8 protein-coding genes and 1 pseudogene are annotated in these 9,948 nt (G+C 70.8%); 2 read left to right on the top strand and 7 right to left on the bottom strand.

The features are described 5' to 3' along the window. Window positions 1–36 precede the first annotated feature (36 nt). From RMN98_RS21105 to RMN98_RS18685, 3 genes and pseudogenes are all read right to left on the bottom strand, one after another. Window positions 37–168: a hypothetical protein gene (locus tag RMN98_RS21105; protein WP_397210187.1), complete on the bottom strand. Its 132-nt coding sequence runs from the start codon at window positions 166–168 to the stop codon at window positions 37–39. A gap of 523 nt (window positions 169–691) precedes the next feature. After that, window positions 692–2,029 (bottom strand): annotated as a pseudogene (locus RMN98_RS18690) (AMP-dependent synthetase/ligase); the annotation flags it as partial. 111 nt (window positions 2,030–2,140) lie between these two features. Continuing rightward, window positions 2,141–3,289, bottom strand: a complete 1,149-nt coding sequence (locus RMN98_RS18685; protein ID WP_309650324.1) for an acyl-CoA dehydrogenase family protein — start codon at window positions 3,287–3,289, stop codon at window positions 2,141–2,143. 120 nt (window positions 3,290–3,409) lie between these two features. Between RMN98_RS18685 and RMN98_RS18680 the strand changes: the two genes are divergently transcribed. Beyond that, entirely contained in the window at window positions 3,410–4,147 is a 738-nt protein-coding gene (locus tag RMN98_RS18680; RefSeq protein ID WP_309650323.1) for a MerR family transcriptional regulator, read from the top strand. A 545-nt stretch (window positions 4,148–4,692) separates the two neighbouring features. Here the strand turns inward: RMN98_RS18680 and RMN98_RS18675 are convergent. Then, a complete protein-coding gene (locus RMN98_RS18675) occupies window positions 4,693–5,721 on the bottom strand; it encodes an LLM class F420-dependent oxidoreductase (RefSeq protein WP_309650322.1) in 1,029 nt (342 codons plus the stop codon). 123 nt (window positions 5,722–5,844) lie between these two features. Beyond that, the gene (locus tag RMN98_RS18670) at window positions 5,845–7,884 is read right to left on the bottom strand and encodes an acyltransferase family protein (protein WP_309650321.1); all 2,040 of its coding nucleotides are present in this window, start codon (window positions 7,882–7,884) and stop codon (window positions 5,845–5,847) included. 170 nt (window positions 7,885–8,054) lie between these two features. Here RMN98_RS18670 and npdG point away from each other — a divergent pair, with 170 nt between their 5' ends. Next, window positions 8,055–8,735: an NADPH-dependent F420 reductase gene (gene npdG, locus RMN98_RS18665; RefSeq protein WP_309650320.1), complete on the top strand. Its 681-nt coding sequence runs from the start codon at window positions 8,055–8,057 to the stop codon at window positions 8,733–8,735. A 35-nt stretch (window positions 8,736–8,770) separates the two neighbouring features. On the opposite strand, the gene RMN98_RS18660 is transcribed toward npdG, so the two are convergent. Both RMN98_RS18660 and RMN98_RS18655 read right to left on the bottom strand, forming a co-directional pair. Then, window positions 8,771–9,307, bottom strand: coding sequence for a GNAT family protein (locus RMN98_RS18660; protein WP_309650319.1), 537 nt, complete (start codon window positions 9,305–9,307; stop codon window positions 8,771–8,773). Between the two features lie 28 nt (window positions 9,308–9,335). Next, a partial coding sequence (locus tag RMN98_RS18655; RefSeq protein ID WP_309650318.1) for an SGNH hydrolase domain-containing protein occupies window positions 9,336–9,948 on the bottom strand: 613 nt, incomplete at its 5' end.

Below are 9,948 nucleotides of genomic sequence, written 5' to 3'. Positions count from 1 at the left end.
CGAGGCGGGCCGGATTTCGGGGAAACGCGGATTATCTCAGGTGGCGTGATCGCCCAGCAGCGGCACCAGGCCGCCCTGCCGGTCAAGGGCCATCAGCTCGTCGCAACCACCCACATGCGTGTTGCCGATAAAGATCTGCGGCACCGTGCGGCGACCGGTGATTTCCATCATCTTCAGCCGCTCCTGGGGGTGCATGTCGACCCTTATCTCGTCGATGGAGCTTGAGCGTCGGGGTGAGCTCCTCGGACTCCGCGGTCCACTCGACGGGGAGCAGCTCGAAGGCCTTCACCTGCTCCGGGCGCGAGAGCCGCTCGTTGGCAGCATCGACCGCGGCCTGGGCCATGGCCTGGATCTCGGGCTTCTGCGCGAGCTCGGCCAGGTCGGCGTAGGTGATGCCCATGCGCTCGGCGATGACCGGGGCCACCTCCGCGTCGAGGGTCAGGATCGCCACGACGTAGGGGCGGTTGTCGCCGATGGCCATCGCGTGGCCGATGATCGGCGACTCCTTGAGGTAGTTCTCGATGTTGGACGGGGCGATGTTCTTGCCCGCGGAGGTGATGATCAGCTCCTTCTTGCGGTCGACGATCGCGAAGAAGCCGTCGTCGTCGAGGGTGCCGATGTCGCCGGTGTGGACCCATCCGTCCTCGTCGATGAGGGCGCGGGTGGCGTCCTCCTGCCGGTAGTAGCCGGGGGTGTTGACGGGGCCCCGGACCAGGACCTCACCGTCCTCGGCGAGGCGGATCTCCATGCCGGGCGTGGGGCGGCCGACCTTGCCGAGGCGGAAGCCACCGGGCCCGTTGGCCGTGACGGCGCCGCAGGTCTCGGTCATGCCGTAGACGTCGTAGACCTTGAGGCCGAGGCCGGCCATGAACTTGGCGACCTCGATGGGCATGGGAGCGGCGGCCGACCCGGCCCAGGTCACCTGGTCGAGGCCGAGGAGCAGCTTGAGGAAGCCGAGGATCGCGGCGTCGGCCTGGGCGTAGGCCTCCTCGATCTCCGGCGTCATGGTCCCGCCGACCTCCTGCGCCTGGACCCAGGCGAGCGCGGCGGCCATCGAGTCCTGGACCATCGTCACGTTGGCGGGGTCGGGATCGGCGGCGAGCTTGGCCGACAGGCCGGTCTTGATCTTCTCCCAGACGCGGGGCACCCCGAAGAAGGCGGTGGGGTGCACCTCGCCGAGGGTGGCCAGGAGCTGGGCGGGGTCACCGATGCAGTGGATGTGGCCGCCGAGGAGCTGGGGGCCGTAGATGCCCAGCACCCGCTCGGCGATGTGGGCGAACGGGAGGTAGCTGACCTGGCGCTGGGGCCCGTCGAGCCCGGCGGCCTCGAGGGTGCTGATGGCTTCGTACATCACGTTGTGGTGCGTCAGGACGACACCCTTGGGGTTGCCGGTGGTGCCGGACGTGTAGAGGATCGTCGCCGGCGACTCGGGGGTCAGCGCGGTGTGCCGGGTCTCGACGTCGTCGGCGTTGGCGGCGTGGAAGGCCGCCCCCGAGGCGAGGAACGCGTCCCACGTCATGAAGCGGTCGCCGGCGGGGCAGGCGTCGGCGTCGATGACCACGACCCGGCGCACGCTCGCGGTCGCGTCGAGGGCCTGGGACCAGCGCGCCAGGTGGTCGGCACCCTCGAGGATGACCACGGTCGGCTCGGCGTGGGAGGCGACAAAGGAGACCTGCTCGACCGAGAGCGTGTTGTAGATCGACATCGGCGTCGCGGCCGCGTGCACGGCGCCGATGTCGGCGAGCACGTGCTCGATCCGGTTGGTGGCCATGATGGCGACGGTGTCGCCCGGCACCACCCCGAGCTCGATGAGCCCGGCCGCCACGTCGAGGCTGCGTTCGCGCACCTCGGTCCAGGTCAGCGTGCGCCACGCGGCGTCACCCTCGCGCTGGTGCTTGTCGGAGTACGCCGGCTGGTCGGCGTGCTGCGTGACCGTCCGGCTCAGCACGTCGGCCAGGGTCTGACCGGCGATGTGCTCCTCGATCTCAGCTCGTCTGGCTAGCACCTCGGCGGGCACGTCACGGGTCATCGGCAGGTCTCTCCTCGACAGGCAGGCGGATGTGGTGGGGACAAGTGTGGCGGCTGTCACACCCCGTCACAAGGGACGCGGCGCGACAGCCGCCACCGTGCGTGCGTTGCCTCAGATGCCCATGCTGCGCCCGATGATCTCCTTCTGGATCTCGGTGGTGCCGCCGTAGATCGTCTGGATCCGGCTGTCCACGAACGCCTTCGCGATCGGGTACTCCATCATGTAGCCGTAGCCGCCGTGCAGCTGCACGCCGCGGTCGACGAGCTTGGTCTGGAGCTCGGTGGTCCACCACTTCGCCATCGAGGCGAGAGCGGTGTCGACCTCACCGGCGTTGAGCTTGAGGATGCAGTCGTTGACGAAGACCCGGGCGATGTGGACCTCGGTGGCCATCTCGGCCAGCAGGAAGCGGTTGTGCTGGAACTTGCCGATCGGCTTGCCGAACGCCTCGCGCTGCTTGGCGTAGTCGAGGCACATCGCGAGGACCTGCTCGCAGGCGGCGACCGCGATCGCGGCGATCGAGATGCGCTCCTGGGGCAGGTTGACCATGAGCGAGATGAAGCCGGAGCCCTCCTCGCCCAGGAGGTTCTCCTTGGGCACGATCACGTTGTCGAAGAACAGCTCGGCGGTGTCCTGCGCCTTGAGCCCCATCTTGTCGAGGTTGCGGCCGCGCTCGAAGCCCTCCATGCCGCGCTCGACGACCAGCAGGCTGATGCCCTGGTGGCCGGCATCGGGATCGGTGCGGCACACGACGATCACCAGGTCGGACATGATGCCGTTGCTGATGAAGGTCTTGGAGCCGTTGAGGACGTAGTGGTCGCCCTTGTCGACCGCGCTGGTCTTGATGCCCTGGAGGTCGGAGCCTGCGGCAGGCTCGGTCATCGCCACGGCCGAGATGATCTCCCCGCTGACCAGGCCCGGCAGCCACCGCTGCTTCTGCTCCTCGGTCCCGAGCTGGCTGATGTAGGGGACGATGATGTCGGTGTGCACCGGGAAGCCCAGGCCGCTGGCGCCGATCCGGGAGATCTCCTCCGAGACGATCGCGTTGTAGCGGAAGTCGTGGACACCCATGCCGCCGTACTGCTCGTCGACGTCGAAGCAGAGCAGCCCGGCCTCGCCTGCCTTGGTCCACACCTCGCGGCTGACCTGTCCGTCCTTCTCCCACTGGTCGTGGAAGGGGGCGACCTCCTTGTCCATGAAGGCGCGGGCCATCGCGCGGAAGTCGTCGTGCTCCTGCTCGTAGATGGACGGGGTCTCGGGCATGCGGGGGCCTCCGGTCGGGGAACGGGTGTGTCAGCGCAACTGTGACAGCATCACTGTCAGCATTCAAGGGGTCGTCCCGGAACCCGCCAGGAATGCTGTGCCAGCGATACTGTGACAGTCATGAGTGCTCCCGCCGTCGACGCCTCCGCGGACCCGTCCGGCGACCTGTTGACCATCGACGAGCTGTCCGCGGGCGTCGGGCTGACCGTTCGGACCACCCGCTACTACGCCAGCCTGGGGCTGCTCCCGGCGCCGATCCGCCGCGGCCGCGTCGCCTACTACGACGACGTGCACCGCGCCCGGCTCGAGATGGTGCGCGCTCTCCAGGAGCACGGCTTCACGCTCCAGGCGATCGAGGGCTTCCTCGCCGGCGTGCCCGCCGACGCCACCGTCGAGGACCTCGTGCTCCAGCGCGCCATGCTCACCTCCTGGACCGGCCGGCCCCCCGAGCAGCTGAGCCTGCGCCAGCTCGAGAAGCGCGCCGGTCGCACGCTCTCCGGCTCCGACCTGCGCCTGCTCACCAACCTCGGCTGCATCGAGGAGGGCAGCGACGCCTGGGTCGTCATGTCCCACCTCGAGGTCGGCCTCGGACTGCTCGACCTCGACATCCCCGAGGCCGGCATCTCCCGCGCCGACGAGGCGATCCGCCGTCACATGGGAGCGCTGGCCGAGGAGCTCACCGACATCCTGCGCGACGAGCTGCTCGAGCCCTACCGGCGCGAGCCCCACTCGCCCGAGGACGCCGTCCGCCTCGAGCAGACCCTCCCGCGGCTGCGCCAGCTCACCCTCGAGGCGGTCGTCGCCGGCTTCCAGCGCGCCGCCAACCAGGTCATCACCCGCTCGCTCGCTCGCGACTGAGGTCGGGTTCCGACGCTGGCGCGTCGGGTTGGTGGGGTCATCGCCCCGGTGCGCAGGGTGGGCGCGGCCGCCTGGCAGGGATGGCCTGCGGCGGACAGGGGGCGGCGCGTCGCCGGGAGACGTCGTCGTGGGTCGCGCAGGTCCACCGGCGCCGCGGCCAAGCCCTTCTAGCCCCCGCAGACCACCCCTGCCCTGCGTCCACGCCCACGCAGGACAGCACCCGATCTCGACTCGTGGGTGGTGGAGGTGAAGCACGTGGCTGGCCGGCCACGGACGGGCGTGGCGAGGCGTGGGAGATCCATCTCCTCACCACCGACGAGGACGAGGGTGGGTGTCCGCGCGGGAGGGTGCCGGAGGCAGGTCGGGCCTGCGGGGGGCTAAAAGTGAGGCGTGGCGCCGGGGCGACGGCGCGCAACCACGCACCCATCGCCGTCCCCGGCGAGACGGCGAGCCTGTCCCCCCGCAGGCCCGGGCCTGCCGCAGGCGCCCTCCCGTGGAGCACTCCCACGAGTCCCACACCAACCCGACGCGCCAGCGTCGGTACGTCAGCTCACCCACTCCTTGACCTGGGCGATCGTGCCCGCGGGGTCCTCGGAGGCGGGGGAGACCGAGAGATTGGTGACGCCGGCGGCCTTGAAGGCCTCGATGCGCTCCTTGACGTAGGACGCAGGGCCGACGAGGTTGCCCGCCTCCAACCACTCGGTGGGCACGAGAGCCTCGGCGTCGCGCTTGTGGCCGTCGAGGTAGAGGTCCTGGATCTTCTTGGCCTCCTCCTCGTAGCCGTACTGGCAGGCGAGCTCGTTGTAGAAGTTCTTGCCGCGGGCACCCATGCCGCCGACGTAGAGCGCGTACATGGGGCGCATGAAGTCGAGCATGCCCTTGACGTCCTCGCCGATCGCGACCATCCCGCCGGCGCTGATCTCGAGGGGGGCGAGGTCGGGGGAGCGCTTGGCGGTGCCCTTGGCGAGGGCCTCGCCCCAGACCTGGTGGGCCTTCTCGGGGTGGAAGAGGAAGGGCAGCCAGCCGTCGGCCACCTCGGCGGTCATCTTCACGTTGCCGTCGCCGAGGGCCGCGACCCACAGGGGGATGACGGGGCGCTCAGGCTTGTTGAGCAGCTTGAGCGGCTTGCCGAGGCCGAGGCCCTGGCCCTCGGGGAGGGGGAGCTTGAAGATGCCGTCGCTGACGAGCGCCTCACGGCGCAGGCCCATGCGGATGATCTCGATGACCTCGCGGGTGCGCCCGAGCGGCTTCTCGTAGGGCATCCCGTGGAAGCCCTCGATGACCTGGGGGCCGGAGGCGCCGAGACCGATCACGGCGCGGCCACCGGAGACGTTGTCGAGCCCGGCTGCGGTCTGCAGCAGCGCGCCGGGGGTGCGGGAGTAGACGTTGAGGATCCCGGCGCCGATCTCGACGGTCTCGGTCTTGGCGGCGAGGTAGCCCATGAGCGTGGGGGCGTCGAAGCCGTAGGGCTCGGCGACCCAGATGGTGTCCAGTCCGGCCTTCTCCAGCGCGGCCACCTGGTCGGCGGACTCGCGCGGGTTGCCGGCGTAGACGAGCGGCATGGACAGCTTCATGAAGGGTCCCCTGGGTTCGGTTGGGTGTGGGGCGTCACTCTGGCAAGCGCGCTCTCACGGTGGCAAGGGGGGTGGGGTGTGACGTGATCGCGGGCGTACGGCGGGGCGTCGGGACGTCCGGCGTCAGAGCATGTCGAGCGCGCGACCGAGGGCGCCGGCGAGCGACGCGGCGTACTCGGTGGTGATGTGGTCGGTGTCGCGGTAGGACAAGGTGCCACCGATGACGACGGGGCAGTCGCCGTCGTAGCAGAGCCAGGGGGTCGGGTCGACGACCTCGGTGCCGGTCAGGAGGGCCGACTGGACGGCGACCTCGGCGAGGATCTCGGAGCGCTCGACGGGGTTGAACATGCAGTCGCCGAGGCTCGGCTCGCCCTGGGTGAGGCAGGTGCCGGGGTCGTCGGGCGACTTGGGGACGTCGCGCAGCAGCGCCACGCGCTTGGCGCTGCCGAGCAGCTCGGTGAAGAGCTCGTCGTAGCCGTCGGCGAGCAGGGACGCCACCTTGTCGGTGGCCTCGTAGCGGTCGGCGCCGTCGTAGACACCGTTGACCGGGGGGGACGACGCGACGACGACGAGGTCGGGCTCGAGGCCGCTGACCATGTCGATCACCCAGTCCTGGAAGGCGACGCACTCGGTGAAGGGACGGGCCTCGTTGACGGGGGCGACGAGCACGTGGGCGGCGGTGCACTGCGGCTTGACGAGGTAGTAGGCCGTCCAGTCGCCCTCGGTGGCGATCCGGTCGAAGGCCGGGATCCAGGCGCGGGCGTGGGAGTCGCCGACGACGACCAGGGTGCGCTCGCCGTTCTCGGCACCCCGGGGGCAGATGGCGCGGACGTCCTCGGCGTAGTCGCACTCGCCGACGTCGGCGATGCTGTCGCGCAGCTCGAGCAGGTCGGGGGTCAGGTCGCTCGGGATCGCGACCTCGTCACGGGCCGCGTCGACCGAGGCGCGGACCAGGGCGACCGCGTCGTCGTGGCTGCCGGTCACGGTGATGGGCGGGTTGTCGCCGGTCTCCCCGCCCTGGACCGCGGTCCACTGCCAGCCCGCCAGGCAGGTGGCGCCGACGAGCACCAGGCTCGCGGGGTAGAGCACGAGGGCGCGCGGCACCCGCAGGGCCACGGCGGGACGACCGGTGCGGAACGGCGTCTCGACGAGGCGGAAGGTGATGCCGGAGAGGACCAGGACGGCCAGGACGACGAGACCGGTCTCCCAGGCCAGGAGCGGGCGACCGAGCATGCCCTCGCTCAGGATCAGCGCCGGCCAGTGCCACAGGTAGATCGAGAAGGACCAGTCGCCGAGCACCCTCATCGGCGGGTTGTCGAGGAGCTCGGAGGTGAGCGGGCGGGACGCTCCGGCCCCGGCGACGAGCAGCAGCGCGGTGCCGAGCACCGGCAGCGCGGCGGAGTAGCCCGGGAACGCGGTCTCGGGGGTGAACGCCACGCACGCGACGAGGATCGCGGCGACGCCGACGGCGCCCAGCGCGGTGAGCAGGTGACGGTGCAGCCGGCGCGCGAGCGGCACGGCGACGAGCGCGGCGAGGCCACCGACCCCGAGCTCCCAGGCGCGGGTGAAGGTCGAGAAGTAGGCCGATCCGGGCTGCTCGGCGGTCTGGTGGAGCGACCAGCCGAACGACGCGGCCGTGATGACGACCAGGGCGATCGTGATCGTCCAACGCGGCAGGTGCGCGCGGGGCCGACCTCCGCGCCCGACGCGGCTGAGGGCGACCAGGCCGAGCAGCAGCAGCGGCCACACGACGTAGAACTGCTCCTCGACGGCCAGCGACCAGTAGTGCTGGAGCGGGGAGGTGCCGTTGCCGGAGGTGAAGTAGTAGATGTCCTGCTGGGCGAAGTGGACGTTGGCGGCGAACAGGCTGGACCAGAGGGCGTCGACGACGACCTGGCGCGCGTCGATCAGGCTGAGCCCGACGATGGCGACCGCGATCGTGACCAGCGTGACGACCGTGGCCGCGGGCAGGATCCGGCGGGCCCGCCGCGACCAGAAGGAGGCCAGGGAGACCCGGCCCGACTCGGACACCTCGCGGAACAGCAGCCCGGAGATCAGGAAGCCCGAGATGACGAAGAAGACGTCGACGCCGACGAAGCCGCCGGGCAGGAAGGGGACCCCCGCGTGGGCAGCAACGACCACCAGGACAGCGACTGCGCGCAAGCCCTGGACGTCACCGCGAAAGCGTGTCCCCACCGATCGCCACCCCATGCCTTCGGATCTGTGTTCGGATCCTTGCTCGAAGGTACCAAAGGGTGGCCGCCCACACCCAGACGACACGGGGCGATGGGATAGTGCTGCCCGGCCTCATCCCCACTTCCAAGGAGCCCAGAGTGACGTCGTACCGCATTGCCGTGATCGGTGGAACCGGCCCGCAGGGCAAGGGGCTGGGCTACCGCTTCGCCCGTCACGGTCACACGGTGGTCCTCGGCTCGCGGGCGGCGGAGAAGGCCGTGCCGGTGGCCGAGGAGGTCACTGCGCGGCTCGAGGGTGTCGCCGACGCCGGGACGGTGACGGGGGCGTCCAACCTCGACGCCTGCGCCGAGGCCGACGTCGTCCTGCTGGCCGTGCCGTACGACGGCCACGACGAGCTGGTCGCCACGCTCCCGCTCGACGGCAAGGTCGTCATCTCCTGCGTCAACCCGCTGGCCTTCGACAAGCGCGGCCCCCACGGTCGCGTCGTGGACGCCGGTGAGGGCTCGGCTGCGGAGTCGGCGCAGCGCATCGCGCCGGAGTCGTCGGTCGTCGGTGCGTTCCACCACGTGTCCGCGGTGACGCTCTGGGGCGAGTTGGACTACCTCGACGACGAGGACGTCCTGGTCTGCGGCGACTCCGCCGAGGCCAAGGCGGTCGCGATCGAGCTGGCCCGCAGCGTCACGAGCCGCGACGGCATCGACGCCGGCGCCCTGCGGCTGGCGCGCCAGCTCGAGCCGCTGACCGCGGTGCTGATCTCGATCAACAAGCGCTACAAGGCGCACTCGGGTGTGCGTATCTCGGGTCTCGCCGGTCACTGACGGACCGAGGCCACGCAGGCTCGAAAGCAGCCGTGTCAGCCGCGCCACTCGTGACGCAGCAGCGACCAGACCTCGAGGTCGTGGAGGTCCTCGCGGACCTGGAAGACCTGCCGGAGGGTCCCCTCGTGGGTGAAGCCGAGCCGCTGGGGGATGGCGCGGCTGGCGACGTTGCCGGGCGAGCAACGCCACTCGAGCCGACGGAGCCCGCGGGTCTCGAAGGCCCAGGCGATCATGGCCTCGACGGTCTGGGTCACGATGCCCCGGCCACGGGCCTCGCTGGCGAGGAAGACGCCGATCTCGGCGGTGCCCGCCCGGGCGTTGATCGAGGGGAACAGGGTGCCGCCGACGAGCGCGCCGTCGAGCCACAGGCCGAAGAGGCGGCGGCTGTCGGCACCGCGACCCTCGGCGAACCGGGTCAGGAACGGCAGCGTCGCCTCCGCTGACTCGAAGCTCTCCCAGGGGAGCCACTCGTAGAGGCCGCTGCCCGAGCGGCGGAAGAACTCCGCCAGCTCCTCGGCGTGCCACGGCTCCAGGTCGCGGACCTCGACCGGCCCGATCCGTAGGTTCAGCATGGCCGCACGCTACGACACGGTGCGGCGGCTACCAGATGCCGAGGGCGCTGCCGAGCGGCTCGGCCAGCTCGGCGGCTCGCGTGGAGGTGATGTGGCCGCGGTCGCGGTAGGAGATCGTCGAGCCCACGACGGTGGGGCACAGCCCGTCGGCGCAGAACCAGGCCTCCGGGTCGACGACCTCGACGCCGGCCTCGGTGGCGACGTCGACCGTCAGGTCCCGCATGCGTGTGCCGGTCGCGTCGGGAGGCTGCGCACAGTCACCGAGGTCGGACCCGAAGGTCGAGAGGCACACGCCGGGGTCGAGGGACAGCCGTGGCACGTCGACCAGCATGACCAGGCGGTCGGTGAGCGGGGTGTAGGCGCGGAACATGTCGGCCAGGCCGACACCGAGCTCGCCGGCGATGTCGTCCATGCTGCGCAGGCGGCGACCTTCGGAGTAGAGCCCGGTGATCGGGGCCGAGGAGGTCATCACGACGAGGTCGGGGTCGAGCTCGCCGATCTGGTCCTCGGTCCAGCGGTGGAACTCCTCGCACTCGGGCCAGGGGTCGCCGGTGAAGGCCTCGGAAGGATCCACCAGGGCGGCGCTGCACTGAGCCTTGACGAGGTAGAAGGCGCGGTAGCCGGACCGCTCGGCGATCTGG

It is taken from the genome of Nocardioides sp., from assembly GCF_031397825.1.
Taxonomy (GTDB): domain Bacteria; phylum Actinomycetota; class Actinomycetes; order Propionibacteriales; family Nocardioidaceae; genus Nocardioides.
Note: the sequence above shows the minus strand (reverse complement) of the source record. Positions and strands in the feature narration are given on the sequence as shown.